Here is a 22,213-nt window from a genome sequence, read left to right as displayed (position 1 = left end):
TAACTTTTCACCTTTATGATCACTGAGAGCAAGGATAGTATTACATTGTGTGTGTTTACACACTAGGAGGCAATACAAATGGAAAAAGGTAATGTAAAATGGTTTAATGGCGAAAAAGGCTTCGGATTCATCGAACGTGAAGGTGGAGACGATGTATTCGTTCATTTCTCAGCGATTCAAGGCGAAGGTTACAAAACTTTAGAAGAAGGTCAAGCAGTGACTTTTGATTTAGAGCAAGGTCAACGTGGACCTCAAGCTTCAAACGTACGTAAAGCTTCTTAATTTTACAAACCAGGGAAGGCAGGCTCTTTTATGAGAGTCTGCTTTTTTTCCGTGAAACAAAGAACCCCCGACTCGTAAAGGACATGAAAACAGTAAATCAAATGGTAAACCAAGTCTAGCATATACTTACGGAGTATCCTAATTTAATTTTTGAGCTACCAACTTTATAAGCCTTTTTTCTAGCATAAAAGTACCCCCCTAAATGAAAATTCTCTTTCTCTACAGTTAGTTATTTTGAGAAGTCAGCTCATTTTGTGTTTTGGGGGTGTTTACATTTCTTAAGTTGATGGGCATGGGGTGCCACCCACATTTTAACGAAAATATACGCTAAGTAAATTTCGACATAAAAGTAGCCGATTTTTTTACTCTAAGAAATTTCCGGCTCTAATTCGTTATAAGTTAGTTACTACTTTGTTTTCTTCATATTCTTTCACTATTTTATAAAAAGTATTTTTCTTCAGTTCTAATAGCTCCATAAACTTAACTCCTGTTATTTCTCTATTTTTCCACTTTGGGTAAGTTTCTTCTATATGATAAAATTCTAGTAAACCATTATAACGGAAGGCATTCAAATGTAGTTTCATCATCTCAAAGAGAACTTGTAGTAATTACTACAAGTTCTCTTTGTTTTTCTGATAAAACCGAAAGTAAACTTTTATCTAGTAGTTTACTTTCATACTATTGATTTTTATACGTATTTGGTAAAAAAACACAATGATTTGCAAATAAAAACTATACCGAAATCTAGTTCGGTATAGCAAAGTGCATATAAAAAATACCTCTTTGTTATCTCCCCCAAAAAGAATCATTGCCGAGGACCTTATAAACTGTATTTTCAGAAACATGACAAGCATGTAAGTAAAATGTAAGGCAATTCAATATGAGAAAAACAATCTTACTACTACAATGAATAATAGAAACATTCATGAAATACCTGTGATGCAATATCAAGTTATTTTAGTGCTTAAAACATTCGACCAAGTATTACAGCTTAAATAAGGAAATACGAAAATAGACCAACAATTAATGGTAAATTACTCGTATTTTAAAAAAAGTAAAAATGTTGGCAGGCATCATCTAGCAACGCTCTTTCTTAGTCTGTAAATTTGGAGGGAATTTCTCATATGAAAATAGTAAAAGTAAAAGATCTTAGTAAAGAATACACAGGAAAGGTTTCACATACAGCACTTTCAAATATTAATTTAACAATTACAGAAGGGGAATTTGTTGGGATCATGGGTCCTTCTGGTAGTGGGAAAACAACGTTATTGAATATGATTTCTACTATTGACTCGGCAACATCAGGCAGTGTATTCATTAATAGTAAAAATCCTTATCAACTCTCACCCAATGATTTGGCCGTATTTCGCAGACAGGAATTAGGATTCGTCTTTCAATCCTTTAACCTACTGCATACATTAACAGTAAAAGAGAATATGGTTCTTCCGCTCGTATTAGATGGCATGAATGTGAAGAGAATAAATAAACGAGTAGAATCTATTTCAAAAAAATTAGGAATCAGTGAAATTTTAAATAAACGAACATATGAAATATCAGGAGGACAAGCACAACGAACAGCGATTGCCCGTGCACTCATTCATGCTCCTAAATTGGTTCTTGCCGATGAACCAACAGGAAACTTAGATTCTAAAGCTTCCCAAGATGTAATGGAGATATTAACACATTTAAATAAAGAAGAAAAGGCAACAATGATGTTAGTAACACACGATCCGGTTGCTGCAAGTTACTGTGACCGCGTTATTTTTATTAAAGATGGACAATTATATAATGAAATTTTCTACAATGACAATCGTTCGTTATTTTATCAAAATATTATAGATAGTCTTTCTATGTTAGGCGGGAACAAAAATGACTTTTCGACAGCTCGCATTTAATAATGTACTACGGAATAAACGAATATATCTTGGCCATTTTTTTAGTAGTACATTTGCGGTAATGATTTTCTTTACTTATGGGCTACTTGTCTTTCATCCGAATCTACAAGGCGAACTGACTCATGCAAGTACCATAATGAATGCATTTGGGAAAATAGGATTTCAAGTATCGTATTACTTAATTTTTGTTTTCTCTTTCTTATTTATTTTCTATTCTGTTAGCGCATTTTTAAAAAATAGAAAAAAAGAGTTTGGATTATTAATGTTACATGGAATGTCTCATCAACAGCTTCATCGATTAATTTTTTTCGAAAACATGTTGATTGGAATCCCTTCTATACTAGCAGGCATTGGGCTTGGGATGGTTTTTTCTAAATTATTTTTACTAGTTAGTGGGTCTTTATTGGCAATAGAGCATACGTTATCATTTTACTTCCCATTAAAGTCTATGGGAGTAACAGCTATTGCCTTTTCTGTTTTATTCCTACTCATTTCATTGTTTACATCAAAAATGGTGAAAATGAATGAGCTTGTAGAACTTATAAAATCAGAGGAAAAACCAAAACCTGAGCCGAAAGCGTCCGTTTGGATATCCTTGTTGGCAATGATCTTAATTGGAGCAGGTTACTCCGTCGTCCACTACTGTATCGTCGCGGTGCATTACGTGAGTAGTTTGAATCAATTATTCCTACTCGTAGGTGTAGGTGTCTTATTAATTGTATGTGGAACCTATTTTTTCTTTACTCAATTGTGTGTATATGTGATATACACTTTAAAAAATAGAGAAACTACATTCTTTAAAAGAACCAATCTCCTTGTTATTTCAGAATTAGCGTTCCGAATGAAAGATAATGCGAGAACGTTCTTTATCGTTACAATTATATCAGCTGTATCTTTTACAGCAATTGGAGTTTGTACGGCAATCGCAAATCCTGAATTGGCAAAAAATGAGACCCCGTATGCATTTACCTATCAATCGGATAAGGGGAATACACAAGAAAAATCCCATATTGAAGAGATAAAAAAGCAATTAGAAGAATCTGGATTTTCTTATGAACTTGTAGCAACAAAATTTAAAATGGCACAAAACGAGGTGTTAATTAATCTTTCTACGTATAATGAATACGCTAAAAAATTAGGGTATGAAATAGAAGAATTAACAAATGAAAATGAAAGTATCGATATACTACCAAAGAAAAATCACACAAGTGCAGAGCATCGAAAAACATTTGAATTAAAATATGATGAACTAGAAGTACCACTTTCTGTTCAAAAAACAATTTATATCCCAGAATTCGCCAAGATTTATAACCCCGTTATTGTCTCTGATGCTGTTTACAGTAAGGTTCTAAATGTTCAACAAGAAAGTGTACTCCGGGATTACACCATATACGGTTTTATCATAAAAAATTGGTCTGAAACAAGTGAAATCTCTTCAAAACTTATTAAGCTCATTGGTACGAGTCAAGATGATTTTTATGACTTTTCATCTTTGTATTTAAAATGGCTTGATCTGAAACAACAAAATGGATTACTTTCTATTTCAAGTGTATTGGTGGGGATTGTATTTTTCGTATTTACGTTAAGCTTTTTATATTTCCGTCTATTTACTGATTTAGAACGTGATCAAGAGCAATATCAGATGCTTTCAAAATTAGGTTTAAGCCAAAAAGAGTTAAAGCAAATTGTGACAAGACAAATGATGATTCTATTTTTCTTACCGATTGTAGTAGCTATGGTTCACAGTAGTTTTGCATTTCTAACTCTGCACCAATTAGGACAAACAGTAAGTAGGGAGCTGTCCGTTATTCAAAGCTCAATTGTTGTATTAGTAAGCTTTATTGGTATGCAAATTATTTATTTCCTTATTATTAGAAATCACTATATAAAACGCATATGTACAAAAATATATTCATAATAAAGATAAACAAAAAATTCAAGGTGCATACTCAATCACTAATTATGCTTGGATATGCACTTTGAAAGCAAGTTTAACCTAAATGCAGTTGGAGATCAGGGCACATCCCTTGGACTGCTTCAAATCCATCGAGGTGGATTAGCACCTAGAGATTTAACGAAGGAAGATTTGAAAATGCAGAAACCAATATTCGAATTACAATAACTAATATGACACGTGCATATAACCGTGGTTTATAGAAAAGTTTAAAAGGACCAGATCTATTAAAGCATGTTGCTAATACCTCAGATTGGCCTGGCAATATGGTGGTTCAATGGATAGAGAAACAGACAGACTATAACAAAGGTTTAGAAAAGAGTTTTAAAATGCTTTCTAAACAACAATAAGATGTTCTAGAATGAAATTTTTAACGACTATTATAAAATTTATGCTTAAAGACGAAAATTCCCTTCAAAAGATGCACAGATTGACTTTGTACTGCTTATATCAGGAATTTAAAGAAACATAAGCACAATATGTACAATTCTCCAACTGTACTAGTATAGTGGTCTATATTAACAGCAAAATAGCTTTTAAAATACGTAAATATGTTTATGTGTGTCAATAAATTAGAATAAAACCTTAATAAAACCTTTAAAAAAACTTTAGATAATATTTCTTTTTTCTTTCTATATTTATTCTAAAATTAATGTATAAATATGAAAAATCCCTTTAAAAGATACACAATTTTTTGTAGCGTTTATATCGGGAGTTTCACGAAAAATAAACACAATATATTTACTTCGCTACCACACTAGTATAGTTATCTATATTAATAATGAAATCTGTAGTTGACAAGGAGAACACTTTATGAGTAAGAGAATAAACGAATTAGATTCAATACGAGGACTAGCGGCTATCACAGTGGTATTTGGACACTTTTGTTTAATGCTACCATCGTTGCCTAATTCTATTAAATTTTCCCCGCTTAGGTTTTTATGGGCTGGTGGGGAAGCAGTAATCGTTTTTTATGTACTCAGTGGTTTTGTGCTATCTATGGCACTCTATCATTCAAAAACAAATTATTGGGGATATTTAATTAAACGATTTGTACGAATCTATATCCCTTATTATTTCTGGATATTCATCACCTTTGCTTTATTTATTTTGTTTTCACCATATGAAGTTACGGGACTACGAGATTGGTTCTATGATAAGTGGCAAGGGCCAATAACAAACTTAGATATTATGAATCACTTTGTACTTCTTAATAACTTTTTTACGGATAATTATAATCCGGTTATCTGGTCATTAGCTCAAGAAATGCGTATATCTATCGTGTTTCCGTTGTTATTCCTTCTGTTTTATAAACTGAGTTGGAAGAAAACGATACTGTTTGCTATGAGCTTTTCTTTAATTGGTATTGTCCTTAACATGTTGCATATTGGGAAAGCTGAGGGGTTTTATAATGGTTATGCCGATACATTGCATTTCACATCTATGTTTATGGTTGGAATGCTACTTTTTAAACATCAGGAAGAACTTACTCAATTATATAGAAGTATGAAAAACTTAAACAGAAAACTTCTTATCGCATTAGGGGTCTTTCTATATCTATATTCCATTATGATTTATGGGCTTTCTAGTAATGCTACTACTTTCTTATTAAAAGATTGGGGTGTCGTAATTGGTGTTAGTATAATAATCATTATGGCAATGAATAACCTAAAGGTAAAAGCTATTTTAAATAGGGGTGTATTTGTATATTTAGGGGAAATTTCATATAGTATCTATTTATGTCATTTTCCAATCACGATGGTACTCTTTAAACTTTTGTATGCAAAGATACCCACCCTTTTTCTTCTTATCTTATGTATTACAGCGACAATACTTTGTTCTATATTATCGTATCATTTAATTGAAAAGAAATGTATCAATTGGGCAAAACAAAGAACAGCAAAGTTCAAAAAAAAGTGTGACATTTGTAGGGGTACGGAAACGATTCAAAGAATAACCCGCTTTGAAAAACCCTCCAATTCAGGCGGCTGTTTTTCTTTAAATTGCTATATTAAACTTTGCACTTAAAAGAAATAATTTTGAGTCCGAAAAGGTACGGATTTTTAATACAAGGAGGAGTATATGAAGGATACGATTAAAACACGGTTTATTATATTATTCTATATTGGTATTTTAGGTTTAGGAACCATGCTTGGAATATTTTATGTTAAGCATAAAAGCAATATTCAAAAAAAACAAGTGATTGCTGCCGAAAAACGTTTATTGCAATATGAGCTCACCTTGAAAAAAGAATTAGAAAAATATAATTTAGGAGAGAAAACAGCAGTTTTATTAGGAATTATGTACCAAGAGAGTAGAGGTGAGGGAAACGACCCTATGCAGTCTTCTGAATCACTTGGATTAAAGCCAAATGAAATTCAAGAGACAAGCCTGAGCATTAAACAAGGGGTAAAACACCTTGCTCAAATGTACAAATATGGAACGGAAAAAGATGTTAGCATGGATACAATTATTCAAAGCTATAATATGGGACCAGGGTATATTGATTTTATTGCGAGTCAAGAAGTTAAACAACACTCGGAAGATTCGGCCAAAAAATTTTCTAAGATGAAAGTTGATCAAAATCCAGAGATGTATACTTGTGGTGGAAATAAAAATAATTTTAGGTATCCATATTGTTATGGTGATTTCACATATGCAACAAAGGTGAATGAAAAAGCAAAACTTATTGAAGAACTTCTCCGAAAAAATTCGAAATATAGTTCAGAAAATTTTTAATATAAGAACTTTAAGATTCATGTGAGAGATCTATTAAATCAGGTCATAGTGATACCCGTATTCTAAAAATAGTCTGACTACATGTCTGATTCAGGTAGTTTGGAGTGACACATGCAAAGTAGGTAGGATTTAAAAAGCACTCTACCAAGTCACGAAAATTTAGGTTTTACCATAGGTACCATTTCACGTTCAACAAAATAATATTAGGTTGATAATGTCTCTATTTAAATAAGCTTTCCTTATCCACACTAATCAGTCACCTTTTAAAGTAGCCTCATCAGTATGGATAATTTTGAGAATGTTCAATATCTCCTTATTATTGTAAAATTATATTAATAAATGTTAATGTACACATAAAAAACAGGATAGTTCCTATAAAAAGTAAATACCACAATGTCTAGGGGGTTGAAATGGTGGGGAAAATAGTTTTTTTAAAAAAATTAGATAAGAAACTAATCTTTATTTTATTCATATTATGTATCACCAGTATTGTTGCAATATACAGTAGTCAGCAAACCGGGCAATATGGTAACCAAAATTTTGCTGTGAAACAAATAGTAAATTACGCCATAGGTTTTGTTCTATTATTAATTGTTGCCAATATCGATTTAGATCAATTACAAAAATTAGCTTGGCCGATTTATATTGTGGGGTTCATCTCAATTATTATTTTAAAGGTATTACCAGTGTCAAGTTTTACACCTGAAATATTAGGGGCAAAAAGATGGTTTAGATTTCCAATTATTGGTGCTATTCAACCAGCTGAATTTTTTAAGCTTGCCTTAATTCTTCTGGCCGCAAGTTTAGTCGTAAAACATAATGCACAGTATATGGCACGGACATTTCAAACTGATTTACTTTTGATTGGTAAAATATGTTTGATAACTATTCCACCTGCGTTACTTGTATATAGTCAACCCGATACGGGAATGGTGTTCCTATATATAGCAGCCATTGCATGCATTATATTTATGTCAGGAATTCAAAAAAAGTTAATCATACTATTTGCAGGGATTCCGATGACTGTATTGTCTGCTTTAATATTTATATACGTAAAATATCCAGATATTTTCTTCAATAAGTTAGTTACTTTATTAAAGCCCCACCAACAATCGCGAATTTTAGGCTGGTTAGATCCATTTCAGTATACAGATCAGGGATATCAAACTCAACAAGCACTTTTAGCAGTAGGTAGTGGAGGGATAGAAGGAAAAGGCTTCAGTTCTGGAAATGTTTATATTCCAGAAAAACATACTGATTTTATTTTTGCCACAATTGCCGAAGAAGGCGGTTTTATAGTTGCCACTTTTATAATATGTATATTCTTCTTAATGCTTTCCCGAATACTTATAATTGGTAATTCCGCAGATAATTTATTCGGTACCTTACTATGCGCAGGAATTGTAGGCGTTCTAATGTTACAATTTTTTCAAAATATCGGTATGATTGTGGGATTAATGCCTGTCAAAGGTATTGCACTTCCATTTTTATCATATGGCGGAAGCTCTTTATTTTCGAACATGCTAATGATGGGGCTTATTCTATCCACACGAAAAACATACAAAGAATATATGTTTTCAGTGAATCAGCACTAAATATCAAATAAGAAGTACTTATACCTTAAACTATTCGTAGAATAATACGTGATGAATAAAAAAGGTTACAGAGCTATAATTAAGTATTGTTAATAGACAGAGGGAGGAGAATAATAAACATTCTTTTCCCTTTGTCTGTAATTAGGGTTTGCATATATAAATATACGTTGTAAGGAATTGCTGGAGTGAGTGTTAAGGTTACAAAGGGGTAGCATGCACATTTTAACGTTTTTATACGTTAAGAGATTCTCAAAACGTGAATTTTATTTGTCTTAAATACCCTCGTTTTTGAGAATGAATAAGTTGCTTAGAGTAGTAAAATCATCGTTTTTTTATGTCAAAATTTGCTTAGCGTATATTTTCGTTAAAATGTTGGTGGTACGCCAATTGACATTCTAGTCGTTCGAATTTTACAGAATTACAATGGTGAATACGAAAAAATGATTTCCAAATTTTAAAGATAAGTTCAACTTGCCATCGTAAGGAATAAAAATCGTATAGGTTCTGGTGCAAAAATAAAGTAAAAGAGAATAAAGCATATATATTCCTAAGGGAATCGTATCTTATGCTACAAGTCCAAACAATTGATGGACGAATTCTTTCTGATTTTGGATAGACTGGTTCCGTAAATTAATCTGTTCTTTTTTAATCATATGCATGGCTTCTACTCCAGAAAGAATAGATATAGCTGTGTCAAAAGATTTGAGCCTCAACATAGAACGGATACGCTTCTTTATAAAGTGATGATCTTGTTCTACTATATTATTTAAGTACTTTTGTTGTCTAAGTTGCATACCATCGGGTATGCTTTTTTCAACTCTTCAATTGCTATAGGATAAGCCGGATTCTTATCGACTGTTATCACACGTGGCTTTGAAACATGAAAAGACCGCAAAGCTTTCTTGAAAAAGTGCTTTGCAGCCTTTTGGTCTCTTGTTTTGCTTAGACAAAAATCGATTGTGTTTCCTTTCGAATCAACAGCACGGTACAGGTACATCCATTGCCCTTGAACTTTTATATATGTTTCATCAACTCTCCAAGAATCATTGGTTTGCTTCAGGTGACGACGAATTCGTTTGTCCAATTCAGGGCCATACTGATGAACCCAACGCATAATCGTGGTATGAGAAATAGATAAGCCCCGTTCCTTCATCATTTCCACCAACTCACGAAAACTGAGGTTATACCGTAGGTACCATCTTACCGTTAACAAAATGAAATCAGGCTGATAATGCTTCCATTTGAACAAACTTTCCTTTTTCATTCTGATCACACACCTTTTCTAGAGTAGTAATATCAGTATGTCCAAGTTTTATAGATTTTTTGCACCAGAACCTTAGTTATAACTGTCTAGAAGTTTTTGTATCAGAACATAGTGTGTTAATATTTCGACATTTTTATATATTTTATGTGTTTTTTAAAATAAATGTATTAAAATCTGTTTTTTCTCATACATTCATTTGATTATTCTTCTTATTAATTGAATTGAAATGTATCCATTTTCTTATATAAATGAGTATATTTATGTTAAATTGTGTAAATATGTGTAAATAGATAATATGAATATGTAAGTAATATCTATTACTTACATATTCATATTTTAAGTATCTAGAAATATAGCGGAGGGATATTATGAAAAGGGGACAGAAACGAAAAACACAAAATTTAATGATGGTAACCGCCACATTATCTATGTTTACTATTGGAATAACGCCCTCATTAGAAATCTTTGCGGAAGAACAAGCGCAGCAACAAAAAGTATCCGTGTTAAAAAATGAGGAATCAGTGAAAGTGGAAAATCGGGTGTTTACTGTTCAAGGGAAAGGTGACGTTAAAGCACTGTCGCATCTGGATAGAAGAGCTGCTTCTTTTAGTCCTTTTGAACCTACGGGTTTGTATGCGAAACCAAATGAAGAAATTACTATTGATGTAGAAGGAAATAATGAGATTACCGCATATATTGGAGCGTTTTCATACAATAGAAATTCACAAGGAGAAGAGTTAGTAAAATCATTTACTCTAAAACCTGGTACAAATACGATTCGATACGAAGGCGGAGGAATGATATATTTCTATAACAAACAAGAAAATGGGACAATTCGAACAACTATTCAAAAGGGAGGTACCCCCGTTCCTTACTTTGAACTTGGAAAACATACAAAACAAGATTTAATTGATATGCTTAATCAAAATCCGGATTCATTTGCAGTCGAATTAAAAGGAGAGCGTGTATTGATTACTGCTACTCCGGAACGTGTAAAAAAATACTTGCTAGGTTCTAATACAGACCCGGCACAATTATTAAAAAAAATGGATGAAGCCACTAGGATTCAAGATCGAATGTCTGGATTAACGGAAGAACAAGTAGATAAACATTATATTCATTATGTAGAAGATAAAGATAATAAATCTGGCTTTATGTACGCAACTGAATATAGAACAGCTTATGTAGGAGATGCCATTCAATATGTATTAGATATCAATAAATTTACTACTGATGGATGGGGACCTTGGCATGAAGCTGGACATTTGAGACAACAGGTTCCTTGGAGATTCTATAATATGGGCGAGGTTCAAAATAATATTTACAGTCTCGCTGTAGAAAAAGCATTTGGGCAACCATCCCGTTTAGAAGAAGAAGGGGTTTATCCTAAGGTATCTAGATATTTAGTACAAGAAAATAAGAATTATGATGAAATTAGTGATGTTTTTGTAAAACTTGCTATGCTATGGCAATTACATCTAGCGTATGGAGAAGAATTTTATCCGAAGTTGCATCAGCTGTATAGAGACATGCCTTCAAATGAGATTCCACAAACTGATGAAACGAAAAAACAATTATTTATGATTACAGCATCAAAAGCAGCAAAACAAAATTTAATTCCGTTTTTTGAGAAATGGGGATTACGCCCAAATAATGATACAATCCAAAAAATAGCGTCACTAGGGTATCAAAATTTAACGGCTGAAATTTGGGAAAGTACAGATTCTAATCCGATTAAACCGGATACACCGTATTCTTCGAATGTTTTAGAAGGAAGCCAGTTTGCATGGTCGCTGAAAGGGATTGGGGATTTTGAATTCGCAAAAGTAAATTTAAATAAATCAACAGAAGAAATGCAAATTGATCTAAGAGCAGGTGTACCACATAACTACTTTGATAGTACATATGCAAGTATTAAAGTGCAAAACACATCAGGTAAAGTGGTCTATAACAAAGAGGTTTATGGGAATAAACAGCAAAATGCTGAGCAAGCAAAATTCCAGGTAAAAGTAGGTGATTTTATTGAGTTCACACATTTAGAAGGTGCGGATAGAGCTATTATTACAAATATGGAAAAAAACATTCAGGAAAGTTTTGGGAATAAAGCGGTCTATGAGATTACAAAAGAGGGATTGAAGAAAGTAGATAAAATTATTAATCCGAAACCAGATACAGAAGCTCCCACACAGCCACAAGGATTATATGCAAGTAACGTTACTTCTACCAGTGTAGAGCTAAAATGGAATTCTTCTACAGATAATGTAGGTGTAAAAGAATATCAGGTATTACGTGATGGACAACTAATTCAAACGGTACAAGGAACGACGTTTACTGATCAAAACTTAACAGCTAACAAGGAATATAAATATGCAGTGAAGGCTGTAGATGCAGCTGGAAATACATCAATTCAAAGTAACATTCTTCCGGTAAAAACAAAAGATCAAAATGTATCTTATGAAAAATGGAATCCGAAGAAGGCATATACAAAGGGTGACAAAGTAGAACATCAAGGGACAGTGTATGAAGCTGTTCAAAATCATCAAGGAAATGGTGATCCGAATTGGATATTCGCTTTATCGTTATGGAAACCGCTTATTTTGAATTTTTAAGTTGATGGCATGGGAATTATTTTATATAAAGGAGAATCATGCAGCAGTCAAAGGTCAAAAACAAAAAAAGGGAGGGAATTATTTTGAAAAGGATTTCATCTTTATTATTAACTATGCCGATTATTTTAGGAAGTATTGCTACGATTCCGCATACAAAGGTTTCAGCTGAAACAATGTCATTCAATCAAGAAACATTCACTTTAGAAACATTGAATCAACAGACAGATCAAGCCATTGCAAATGGTAATTTTGAAGCACATTTGAATAATCTCACAGCATATTTGAATGGAAATGTCGGGGGTATGACTGAAGAGAACCTGAAAAAGAAGCTTGCAGACCCAGTATTTGCAGCAGCTTTGGCTCAGTGGCAATTCATATCACAAACAGGTGCTGCAACAATGGCTACATTTGCTAAAAAAGATGCTGACCATCAGAATTTTCTTGGCTGGGCTATGAAAAATACAGATGTGATGAATACCTATCTTGAAGGTGGTAGTCCAACTGGAAAAAATCCTGTAAATGCACTTGAGATATGGAATACAATCTGGAATGCGGATGCAAATTCTCACGAAGGATTGTATTTAAAATTAGCGATAGCTACATCGTTAGCTCATGCTGAACCTATAAAATATTGGACAAACAATCAACCTATTAATCCATTAACAAGGTACCAACATTATAAATCAGCAGATCAAAATAATGAGTTACTTCCTTGCTTTAGAACATATGATGTTTGGCATTTAAGATTAGTAGTGAATACTTGGTCACCAGAAGAAGATTTAACTTGGGCAAGAAATATGATTAATACGGAACATCCAGAACTTAAAAATCAAGATAAGGTAGGGGAAAGTGCATATTTGGTTAATTATGTAACCCATAACAAAGATGGAGTTAGCATTCACGCTGGAAATGATGCATTCTACGGTTTAGGTTGGAATCTTTCTTCCATTTACAGATTTGGCGGGGTATGCGGTAATATTTCGAAGTTTGGTACGCAAGTAAGTCAAGCATTTGGAGTGGCAGCTATGCCTGTTGGACAACCTGGACATTGTGCACTTATATGGAATAACAAGCCATCTTCTTGGAATTTAGGAAACGATATATCTGGATGGGGTGGATCGAGCCGTCATGATGCAACTGTTATTCCTTGGTCAGATAATAGCCCTACAAATCAAGTGCCGTATATGCTACTATTTGAAAATGCTGAACGTGACCCAGTAAAACTAGATCAATCAGAGCGATTACGCTGGTTAGCGAAAGCGATGACTTCAGCAGATAATAAAATTGCAATTTATAAAATATCCACCAATATTTTACCAATCAATTTTTTAGTATGGGAAGATTACGTTTCTCTTATGTTACAAAATCCAAATGTAACAGATGCTGAGTGGAGAGAATTAAATAACAGTATCATTTCTGCTTTTGCGAATGAACAGCGACCGTTGAAGGATCTTCTTACTCAAATAAAAAGCCATGTACCAAATGCAGATGATATCTTGGAAGGAAAACAGTTTTCATGGTCACTGAAAGGGATTGGAGATTTTGAATTCGCAAAAGTAAATTTAAATAAATCAACAGAAGAAATGCAAATTGATCTAAAAGCAGGTGTACCACATAACTACTTTGATAGTACATATGCAAGTATTAAAGTGCAAAACACATCAGGTAAAGTGGTATATAATAAGGAAGTTAATGGGAAAAATCAACAAAATGCTGAGCAAGCCAAAGTTTCGGTAAAAGTAGGCGACTTTATTGAATTCACACATTTAGAAGGTGCGAACAGAGCTATTATCAAAAATATGGAAAAGAACATTCAGGAAAGCTTTGGGAATAAAGCAGTCTATGAGATTACAAAAGAGGGATTGAAGAAAGTAGATAACATTGTTAATCCGAAACCAGATACAGAAGCTCCCACACAGCCACAAGGATTATATGCAAGTAACCTTACTTCTAACAGTGTAGAGCTAAAATGGAATCCTTCTACAGATAATGTAGGTATAAAAGAATATCAGGTACTACGCGATGGACAATTGATTCAAACGGTACAAGGAACGACATTTACTGATCAAAACTTAACAGCTAATAAGGAATATAAATATGCAGTGAAGGCTGTAGATGCAGCTGGAAATACATCAATTCAAAGTAACATTCTTCTGGTAAAAACAAAAGATCAAAATGTATCTTATGAAAAATGGGATTCGAGGAAGGCATATACAAAGGGAGATAAAGTAGAACATCAAGGGAAAGTGTATGAAGCGGTTCAAAATCATCAAGGAAATGGTGACCCAAATTGGATATTCGCTTTGGCATTATGGAATCCATTGACATAGCTGTCTGATGGCATATCCCATAACTTAAGAATTCAGAATTACCCCAAAACGAAAAAATGAGCTGACTTCTCTGAGTAACTATCTGTAGAGAAAGAAGATTTTCATCTAGGAGTCTATTCAAACCTTAGCTTGATGAAGGTGTGGGGGTACCCAATGAAAACTATAATATAAGTAATTCTTTTTATGGTTTATATTTTGTTATTTCCTGTTGCAGAATCCTTATTATAAGGGTTCTCTTTTTTATATTGTGAATCAATAAATAAAAAAGTTAAAAACTATATTATTATTCATTTGAATATAGACAAGTTTTGTATTATTTTATTATTCGGTTAATTAATAGAACCTAAAACGGTAGGTGTCACCAACAATACAACTGTTTTGGATATTCCGATGTGTGAAGTGAGGGGAATGCGTTTGTTAGCTAAAAACTAGCATCAAAAAAGCCCGTACAGAAGCACAGGCCAGTTGTTACACATATCGGTAACTGAATTTTAACAGCTTTTCAGAAAGTTAGCTATTGAAAAGTAAAAAAACGCTCGATGGCAAGGAGCGCTGTAGAGAAAATATTCCCTAAAATTAGCTAACTTTATTATATCATAAATTTTCTCTCGGTAAATAAGGAGTGAAATCCTATATAGATAAAAATTAATCAGAAATCGTCTTTCCGACGTGGATATGGAAGAACGTAAGAAACGAAAAAGAAGCAAAATTGAAGGCGACATAGCGGCATGCGAAAGAGAAATGAATTAATGACATCAGTAGATAGATGAAGACGTGTTGATACTCCTGTAAAGATAGTAGAGGGTACTACAATGAGAGATTCTTTAGTAGTGGTAACAAGTATAACTTGCCAAGCAACTAATAAATTATGCCTGTTTTATATAATTTTCGCAAAATCACTTTGACTCATTAATTATTATCATTATAGAATAATAAAAGGAAATATTTTACTAGCAGTTAAATGTTTAGTATATCCTTTTTGTAATTATAAGGAAAAAATTCAAGTTAAGACTGAAACAGTAAGTTAGGAAAACAAAACTGACGCAGCAGAGAATGCAAACAATGAAGAAAAATATTTAGTTGAAAAGTGTATTGAAAGGGTTAGCTCCTCAATAGGCTTCATCCCAGTAATAAACCTCACGCTCAAAAACAAAAGGTAACTCAATTATCAAACTCATATAAAGTTTCAATCTTGTCTAAATACCCATTAGGATATGCAACTGATTATCTATTTTTTTATATAATCTCCAGATACAGTCTATATCAACTATAGATTCTTGTCTTATGCTAAATGTAATCAAAAAGCAAGTAGATAAAGATAATGACTAAAACATTAACTCTAGATACTTTTTTGATAAATATTACAAATAAACAGGAGGTAATGAAAAATGATTAAAACATTATTAGCAGGGACACTTTTAAGTACAGGATTATTAGCGGGAGGTGCAGTAGGTGCAGAAGATGTAAAAACGGATGAAAAATTACAAGTTGTTGTTGCAGATAAAAGCGGAAATATGACACATAAAGAAATTGATAAAAGTGAAATTCCGAAAGATGCAGAACCAGCAACTCCTAAAGAAGATGTAAAATAAGATAATCAAATTGAGAGATCTAACAAAATAAGAACTGGGCAAAAATAGCCTGGTTCTTTTTTTGTTTTACAGGTTTTTTTAAGAATTAAAGAGTATTAGGGGTCTCGCAACATCGCCATCAAGCTAAGATTTTTAATTACCCCCAAACCGAAAAATTTTTCTCTCTATAGTTATTTATGATAAATTAATCGAATTTCTTTTTTTCAACAAATGATTAATTTTTAAAAATTATACTCAAAGGTTAGGATTTTACAATAACTTTTATGAATGAGTGTTTTTGGCTTTCTACTGTAATAAATCCATGATGAGCTTCGATAATTGATTTTGCTAGTGCTAAGCCAATTCCAATGGACCATTCTTTATTAGAATTTTTTGTTTTGTAAAATCTATCGAATATATATGGAAAATCTTCTGATGCAAAAATAAAGTAAAAGAGAATAAAGCATATATATTCCTAACGGAATCATATCTTATGCTACAAGTTCCAACAATTGATGGACGAATTGGTTTGTCCAATTCAGGGCCATACTGATGAACCCCAACGCATAATCATGGTATGAGAAATGATAGCGTCTTTTTTCTTATCTTTCTATGCAATCATAAACCATTTATCTCGAAAAGTGAGTGGGGAAGAGAACGAATGAAAATCATAACGCGTCAGCTTATTTCAATGATTTTCTTGTCTTTAATTAAATTAGTCTTTATATCTATTCATAGTGTGTACTTTATACTGTCCATTGGCGTTAATTGCAACGGTAATATAAAAAAATAAACAAGGGAACAAATAAAACTTGTGTCATGTCTATATATTGAAACCATAATAAAAGTGAGGGAAGTTTTATGTTGATTCAAATAAGTTTGAGGTATGGAAATGGAACAAAAGTTTATTGAAAAATGTAATCATGATGAGCTGGACTATGTTATAAAAGACTATTGGCAAGATGTATGGAATTATTCATTTATTATTACGAAAGATCCACATTTATCAGATGACATCACACAAGATGTCTTTATAAAGGTTTTTAAACATTGGCACTTGTTTCGAAAGGAGTCATCTATTAAAACGTGGATATTAAAAATCACAAGAAATACGGCAATAAACTATTTGAAATCCGCTTATTTTAAAAGGATATCTTTAATGGGATTTTTTAGTGACGATAAACAATCTCCATCGGCAGAACAAGAATTTTTTAAGCAAGAGGAAATGAATGAAGTGTGGGATGTAGTATTAAAACTACCTAAAAAATACCGTGAAATACTAATATTGGACGCGAAATATGGATTATCTTATGAAGAAATGGCTGAAACATTAGGTGTATCAATTGGAACAGTCAAATCTAGATTAAGCCGAGCGAGAAGTAAAGTTTCAAAATTAATAGGGGAGGGTAGAAGTGATGAACAGTAAAAATAATCCTGACTGGTATAGTAAAATAAAAAACGGCCCAATGGGGCATCGGAAAGATGAAGAAGAATTTATTTATAGAATAAAGCAATCTATATACCTAAATAGTGAAGTAGATTCTATAACATATAAGAAACCATCTCGTAAAAAAGCATTGCCCATTGTAGTTGTGTTGGTTTGTACAATGTTATTTTTTATTGTTCAACAACCTGGGCTTGATGATAATAAATCGCCGGTACAAAGTAGTACACAAATTAAGCTGAAAACAAAAGATGAGTCTGCTCAAGAGCTATCATTAAAACAGTTTATGAATGATTTATCTCGAAGTACAAATTCAAAAAATGAAAATGACTTGTACAAAGCGTTAAATGATGAAGTTCTATTTAAAGGGAAGAGTTATAAGAAGGATGAATTGAAATTTGATGAAGATTTGTTTCATGAGTTGCAAGTCGCTCTTACAATGGGGGGAGAATTTGCAAATGATACAAAAAAGGTATATAAAGTACCAAGTGGAATGACAGACAGTAACCAATCAAAGCGAGAACATTTTATATATGTAACTGTTACTGGAAATAAAACGAAAATTTTAGCTGAACCAAAACGAGAATCACAAGTTTTATATGAAGTATCTAATGAGGTGGTAAAAGCTTGGATTCCAGAAAAAGTGCAGAATGATGGATATATAAAAATATCGACATTTAACGGCAATACTGGGTATGTACAAAAAGAGTATGTTTTAACGGATATTAAATATTCATTCTTGTTCGAAAAGGATCATGAAGGTGTATGGAAAATAATAGGTGTAGATTCTATATGGTAAAAGAGGAAGGTTCACTTTAATGAACCTTCCTCTTTGTTATTATTTTCTTTTTGAAGTGTATGCCAGGACTCTAAAATTTCTGATGTAACGAGAGCAGCGATGTTTTTTTCTGGATTACTACCAGGAATAACGACAGAAATGGCGATTTGTGGATCTTCGGTAGGAGCATATGCAATGAAAAGAGAATGATTTATCATTCTTTCTTGCTTATTCGGAGAACCTGTACTACCCGTTTTACCTGCGACATGAAAGGGTAAATTTTTAATCTCCTCTATATTTTGACTCATTCCACCGTGCACGACACTCCAAAAGTTCATCGGGTAACGATTTGAACTTTCTAAAATGGGTTCAAACTTTTTGGTTTCCTTACCATCTTGACCAATAATCGCACTTACGATTTGAGGTTTATATTTGTCGCCTTTACTTGCCAAAGTTGCTGCATATTGAGCGAGTTGAAGAGGAGTATGCACTTCATTTCCTCCCCAAGAGGCATTTAATAAAGCTGAAATCCCATTTTCAAATTTATTAGATGGCTGAAATTCATATTGTCCGTCTTCTTCAAAGGGCAAATCAATCCCGGTTTTAGAACGTAGGCCGAATTGCATTAAATAATCTGTCCATATATGGGCCACTTTTTCTATATTTCCATTATTTTGGTTGAATAAGGGCAGAGCTACTTTTGCTGTCATAAATGTGTTAGATGAATTAATGATAGCCTGCCTCGGTGTAATCTCCCCTGTTGGTGTTCCAGGCGCATTCGTAATGTTATTTTGACTATCATACTGAAAAGTACCTTTATCTAAATAAGTATCTTCGGGTTGGAAAAGCTTTTCGTTTAATCCAATTAAAATAGTAAGTGGTTTTATAGTAGAAGCCATATTTACATAAGATTCACCATACTTTAATTTTTGAATTGCTTTATTTTGCGAAAGAGATTTAATATTTTCTTTTCTAGAAGATACATGTGTATTTAATATATTTGGATCAAAAACTGCCGAGTTGACCATAGTTAAAATCGCGCCAGTTTTTGCATCGCTCACTACAGCATAACCAGCTTTAGCATCAGGTGTTTTCTTAATTTGCGATCTTAATGCTTCTTCTGCCTTTTGCTGCAACTCAGAGTCTAAAGCTAGCCGTACATCTTTACCTTTTTGTACGTTTTGAATGTTCCATAAGAACTTTTTATTATTCAATTTAAAAATAAGAGTTTTACCTGGTTTTCCTTTTAAATCATTTTCATATTGCAGCTCAATCCCGCTTTTTCCAACAGCCATATGCTTTGAATTAAGGTCATTTTCTACATACCCAATTACCTGTGAACCAATTTCGTGTTTAGGATAATATCGAATCCATTCATCTTTAATTATTACATTATTGGGTTTGTTTTTGTTTATGAATGCAAGTTCATTCTCAGTTATATCAGAGTATAACGGTATATCATTCATAGTCTGCTTTTTACAAGATTGTTGTAATTGAGATTTTATGTTCTCTGTAGAAATATCATGTTGAAAYTCGCTTGAAAATTGATTAAAAAAAGCTAATGTGTTTGATRTATCTTGTTTCGATAGCTTTTCRTCATTAGAAGTGCAATATAGAGACTTAACTTTCTTATTTGTAGCTAGTATTACACCATTTTGATCAAAAATCTTTCCTCTTTCAGCTGAAGAAGTTGCGATAGTAATTGAAATGAAKTTGATTTTTAATAAAATTAGTAAAATCAAACCTACRATAGAAAAAACCGCAAAAAATGAAGTGAACCCGAATAGTGGTACATGAAAAAAACACCTCCTGAATTCGCATACTAAGTATGCAAATTCATTGGAGGTGTTTTTCGTTTGAAGACNTCAGTTATATCAGAGTATAACGGTATATCATTCATAGTCTGCTTTTTACAAGATTGTTGTAATTGAGATTTTATGTTCTCTGTAGAAATATCATGTTGAAACTCGCTTGAAAATTGATTAAAAAAAGCTAATGTGTTTGATATATCTTGTTTCGATAGCTTTTCATCATTAGAAGTGCAATATAGAGACTTAACTTTCTTATTTGTAGCTAGTATTACACCATTTTGATCAAAAATCTTTCCTCTTTCAGCTGAAGAAGTTGCGATAGTAATTGAAATGAATTTGATTTTTAATAAAATTAGTAAAATCAAACCTACAATAGAAAGAACCGCAAAAAATCTCCATCTTTTTGTATGTAACATATAACCCTCCTCTATGTAGCCTATTTCATCTTATAGTTAATTATTTTTTTTGTAAATGTGGAACAACCTTATTACTTAGGTTTTCTATTAAGTATTCCAGCATAAAGAAAGGAATAATTAGTATGAAAGGTTATTAGCATGTCTATTTGTAAGTTTAACATGAGTCATTATACAGTTGAGCATTTCTAATGTAAGCAACCAAAAAATAGAGAGAAAAACAGGAAAGAAGATTTTTATTGTTTTATTAAAATGAGAGTTCGTTTGATGTTAGGATTGAGATCTTATCAAACTACAATCCATTGTACAATCAAGCATTTAAACAATCTAATTGAACAAGATTATAGGCATGTAACGAGACGTTTTGCCAAATCTGCAGGGTTTCAAAATCTTCGTCATGCTTCACGTACGATAAAAGGTATTGAAACCATTCAGGCTCTATATAAACAAAGGCTAAGTATTCAAAGAGACTCCACCTTTTCGACGTACAATGAACTTCAACAATTATTAGCTAATTCTTAAACTTTGTCCCTCATTTACCAACCTGCTCATTTTTTTCAAACTTTGCAACAGAACCGATATTTATACGGGTTCGGTATAGTAATATATATATAATCCTTCTTTGCTATCTCCCAAAAAAAGAAGCATTGCTGGGCATGCATGGTGACCCCTATAAAATAGCCGTAAGTTAATTATTAACCTATAAACTTGCCGGAAATTTTAATAAGAAGCATAAAGGTAACTAGAGTTAAGGTGTTTTTATGCTAAAAAAACTAGAATATCAATAAAACCTTCACTGAAAGATAGTACCAACAATAACCGAATTTCTTTCGCTAATCCTATAAATAAAAAGTCGATTTCCTGTACGTTAAGAAATCGACTTTTTAGTGAGTAACTTAATTTCTTTATTAGACTCGAGCTTGGTTAAATTAAATTTAAAATATCTTTTGGTGTATTTAATACATAATCAGCTTTTTCAAAACCTTCTTTTGTCTTTGAACCCCATAAAGCGAGTGCGAATTTAACACCAGCACTTTTCGCACATTGCATATCGTATATAGAGTCTCCGATGTATACTGACTCATTATTAGGAACATCTAATTGTTTCAAACAAGCTAATAATGGTTCAGGGTGTGGTTTGTGTTTATCGGTATCACACGCACAAATTATACGTTCAAAATGACCGCTTAGATCAAATGGCTCGAACTCATCTATTAATTCTTGCTTAGTTTTTGATGTAACAATACCAAGCTTTAATTTACTAAAAGATAACTCTTTAATAATGCTTTCTAATTCTTCAAACACGGAGACTTCATGAGAAAAATTTAGTACAGATTTGGCCCATTTAGGATGAACAACATCTATATTTTTAACATTTAATTTTTTTAAGGTTTCTTTTCCAGGAATCCCTAATGCAAATTTTAAATCCTGTAACGCATAATCTTCCTTTAGTTCTTCTTTTAAAACTTTTTGTAAGGATTTTAGTATTGCTTTTTCTGTGTCTAAAATTGTGCCGTCTACGTCAAAA

Annotated in this window: 13 protein-coding genes and 7 pseudogenes; 13 read left to right on the top strand and 7 right to left on the bottom strand. The window is 32.5% G+C overall.

What is annotated here, in order from left to right:
* The first annotated feature begins 78 nt into the window (after positions 1–78).
* Positions 79–282, top strand: a complete 204-nt coding sequence (locus ASE54_RS15785; RefSeq protein WP_000410775.1) for a cold-shock protein — start codon at positions 79–81, stop codon at positions 280–282.
* 392 nt (positions 283–674) lie between these two features.
* Here the strand turns inward: ASE54_RS15785 and ASE54_RS15780 are convergent.
* Positions 675–812: pseudogene (locus ASE54_RS15780) on the bottom strand (recombinase); the annotation flags it as partial.
* Between the two features lie 594 nt (positions 813–1,406).
* Here ASE54_RS15780 and ASE54_RS15775 point away from each other — a divergent pair.
* From ASE54_RS15775 to ASE54_RS15750, 6 genes and pseudogenes are all read left to right on the top strand, one after another.
* Positions 1,407–2,177, top strand: a complete 771-nt coding sequence (locus ASE54_RS15775; protein WP_000706738.1) for an ABC transporter ATP-binding protein — start codon at positions 1,407–1,409, stop codon at positions 2,175–2,177.
* Positions 2,152–4,095: an ABC transporter permease gene (locus ASE54_RS15770; RefSeq protein ID WP_000144208.1), complete on the top strand. Its 1,944-nt coding sequence runs from the start codon at positions 2,152–2,154 to the stop codon at positions 4,093–4,095. The genes ASE54_RS15775 and ASE54_RS15770 overlap by 26 nt, the downstream gene beginning before the upstream one ends.
* A gap of 63 nt (positions 4,096–4,158) precedes the next feature.
* Positions 4,159–4,481, top strand: a pseudogene (locus ASE54_RS37570) (transglycosylase); the annotation flags it as partial.
* Positions 4,482–4,944: 463 nt separating this feature from the next.
* Entirely contained in the window at positions 4,945–6,159 is a 1,215-nt protein-coding gene (locus tag ASE54_RS15760; RefSeq protein WP_000044248.1) for an acyltransferase, read from the top strand.
* A 54-nt stretch (positions 6,160–6,213) separates the two neighbouring features.
* The gene (locus ASE54_RS15755) at positions 6,214–6,870 is read left to right on the top strand and encodes a lysozyme family protein (RefSeq protein WP_000655504.1); all 657 of its coding nucleotides are present in this window, start codon (positions 6,214–6,216) and stop codon (positions 6,868–6,870) included.
* A gap of 410 nt (positions 6,871–7,280) precedes the next feature.
* Positions 7,281–8,465, top strand: a complete 1,185-nt coding sequence (locus ASE54_RS15750; RefSeq protein ID WP_000232874.1) for an FtsW/RodA/SpoVE family cell cycle protein — start codon at positions 7,281–7,283, stop codon at positions 8,463–8,465.
* 384 nt (positions 8,466–8,849) lie between these two features.
* Here ASE54_RS15750 and ASE54_RS34420 read toward each other — a convergent pair.
* Positions 8,850–8,987: pseudogene (locus ASE54_RS34420) on the bottom strand (transposase); the annotation flags it as partial.
* 41 nt (positions 8,988–9,028) lie between these two features.
* A pseudogene (locus tag ASE54_RS15745) lies at positions 9,029–9,729 on the bottom strand (IS6 family transposase).
* A gap of 368 nt (positions 9,730–10,097) precedes the next feature.
* On the opposite strand from ASE54_RS15745, the gene ASE54_RS15740 reads away from it, so the two are divergent.
* The 3 genes from ASE54_RS15740 to ASE54_RS15730 all read left to right on the top strand — a co-directional run bounded on the left by ASE54_RS15740 (position 10,098) and on the right by ASE54_RS15730 (position 16,260).
* Positions 10,098–12,338 (top strand): M60 family metallopeptidase, encoded by a 2,241-nt coding sequence (locus ASE54_RS15740; RefSeq protein ID WP_057187505.1) that lies wholly within the window; start codon positions 10,098–10,100, stop codon positions 12,336–12,338.
* An 83-nt stretch (positions 12,339–12,421) separates the two neighbouring features.
* Complete coding sequence (locus ASE54_RS15735; RefSeq protein ID WP_000822719.1) at positions 12,422–14,668, top strand: putative mucin/carbohydrate-binding domain-containing protein; 2,247 nt, start codon at positions 12,422–12,424, stop codon at positions 14,666–14,668.
* 1,388 nt (positions 14,669–16,056) lie between these two features.
* Positions 16,057–16,260: a hypothetical protein gene (locus ASE54_RS15730; protein WP_000598100.1), complete on the top strand. Its 204-nt coding sequence runs from the start codon at positions 16,057–16,059 to the stop codon at positions 16,258–16,260.
* Between the two features lie 241 nt (positions 16,261–16,501).
* Here the strand turns inward: ASE54_RS15730 and ASE54_RS37565 are convergent.
* Positions 16,502–16,678 (bottom strand): annotated as a pseudogene (locus ASE54_RS37565) (ATP-binding protein); the annotation flags it as partial.
* Positions 16,679–17,131: 453 nt separating this feature from the next.
* Between ASE54_RS37565 and ASE54_RS15725 the strand changes: the two are divergent.
* Positions 17,132–17,665 carry a sigma-70 family RNA polymerase sigma factor gene (locus tag ASE54_RS15725; protein WP_000435488.1) on the top strand — a complete coding sequence of 178 codons (534 nt, stop codon included), beginning with the start codon at positions 17,132–17,134 and terminating at the stop codon, positions 17,663–17,665.
* Positions 17,655–18,482, top strand: coding sequence for an SH3 domain-containing protein (locus tag ASE54_RS15720; protein ID WP_043333225.1), 828 nt, complete (start codon positions 17,655–17,657; stop codon positions 18,480–18,482). The genes ASE54_RS15725 and ASE54_RS15720 overlap by 11 nt, the downstream gene beginning before the upstream one ends.
* Before the next feature lie 11 nt (positions 18,483–18,493).
* Here ASE54_RS15720 and ASE54_RS15715 read toward each other — a convergent pair whose 3' ends face one another.
* Positions 18,494–20,212 carry a penicillin-binding protein 2 gene (locus tag ASE54_RS15715; RefSeq protein WP_057187506.1) on the bottom strand — a complete coding sequence of 573 codons (1,719 nt, stop codon included), beginning with the start codon at positions 20,210–20,212 and terminating at the stop codon, positions 18,494–18,496.
* A 114-nt stretch (positions 20,213–20,326) separates the two neighbouring features.
* Positions 20,327–20,688, bottom strand: a pseudogene (locus ASE54_RS15710) (penicillin-binding protein 2); the annotation flags it as partial.
* Between the two features lie 282 nt (positions 20,689–20,970).
* Between ASE54_RS15710 and ASE54_RS15705 the strand changes: the two are divergent.
* A pseudogene (locus tag ASE54_RS15705) lies at positions 20,971–21,207 on the top strand (DDE-type integrase/transposase/recombinase); the annotation flags it as partial.
* A 402-nt stretch (positions 21,208–21,609) separates the two neighbouring features.
* On the opposite strand, the gene ASE54_RS15700 reads toward ASE54_RS15705, so the two are convergent.
* Positions 21,610–22,213: HAD family hydrolase (locus ASE54_RS15700; RefSeq protein WP_057272989.1), on the bottom strand; the 604-nt coding region annotated here is incomplete at its 5' end.

It is taken from the genome of Bacillus sp. Root131 (assembly GCF_001429475.1).
Classification (GTDB): Bacteria; Bacillota; Bacilli; order Bacillales; family Bacillaceae_G; genus Bacillus_A; species Bacillus_A thuringiensis_S.
This window is presented reverse-complemented; position numbering and strand designations above follow the sequence as displayed.

Excerpts from the sequence above, each read along its gene's own strand:
- ASE54_RS15750 (WP_000232874.1), top strand. The coding sequence starts at position 7,281 with ATGGTGGGGAAAATAGTTTTTTTAAAAAAATTAGATAAGAAACTAATC.
- ASE54_RS15775 (WP_000706738.1), top strand. The coding sequence starts at position 1,407 with ATGAAAATAGTAAAAGTAAAAGATCTTAGTAAAGAATACACAGGAAAG.
- ASE54_RS15720 (WP_043333225.1), top strand. The coding sequence starts at position 17,655 with ATGAACAGTAAAAATAATCCTGACTGGTATAGTAAAATAAAAAACGGC.
- ASE54_RS15770 (WP_000144208.1), top strand. The coding sequence starts at position 2,152 with ATGACTTTTCGACAGCTCGCATTTAATAATGTACTACGGAATAAACGA.
- ASE54_RS15725 (WP_000435488.1), top strand. The coding sequence starts at position 17,132 with ATGGAACAAAAGTTTATTGAAAAATGTAATCATGATGAGCTGGACTAT.
- ASE54_RS15730 (WP_000598100.1), top strand. The coding sequence starts at position 16,057 with ATGATTAAAACATTATTAGCAGGGACACTTTTAAGTACAGGATTATTA.
- ASE54_RS15755 (WP_000655504.1), top strand. The coding sequence starts at position 6,214 with ATGAAGGATACGATTAAAACACGGTTTATTATATTATTCTATATTGGT.
- ASE54_RS15760 (WP_000044248.1), top strand. The coding sequence starts at position 4,945 with ATGAGTAAGAGAATAAACGAATTAGATTCAATACGAGGACTAGCGGCT.
- ASE54_RS15785 (WP_000410775.1), top strand. The coding sequence starts at position 79 with ATGGAAAAAGGTAATGTAAAATGGTTTAATGGCGAAAAAGGCTTCGGA.
- ASE54_RS15740 (WP_057187505.1), top strand. The coding sequence starts at position 10,098 with ATGAAAAGGGGACAGAAACGAAAAACACAAAATTTAATGATGGTAACC.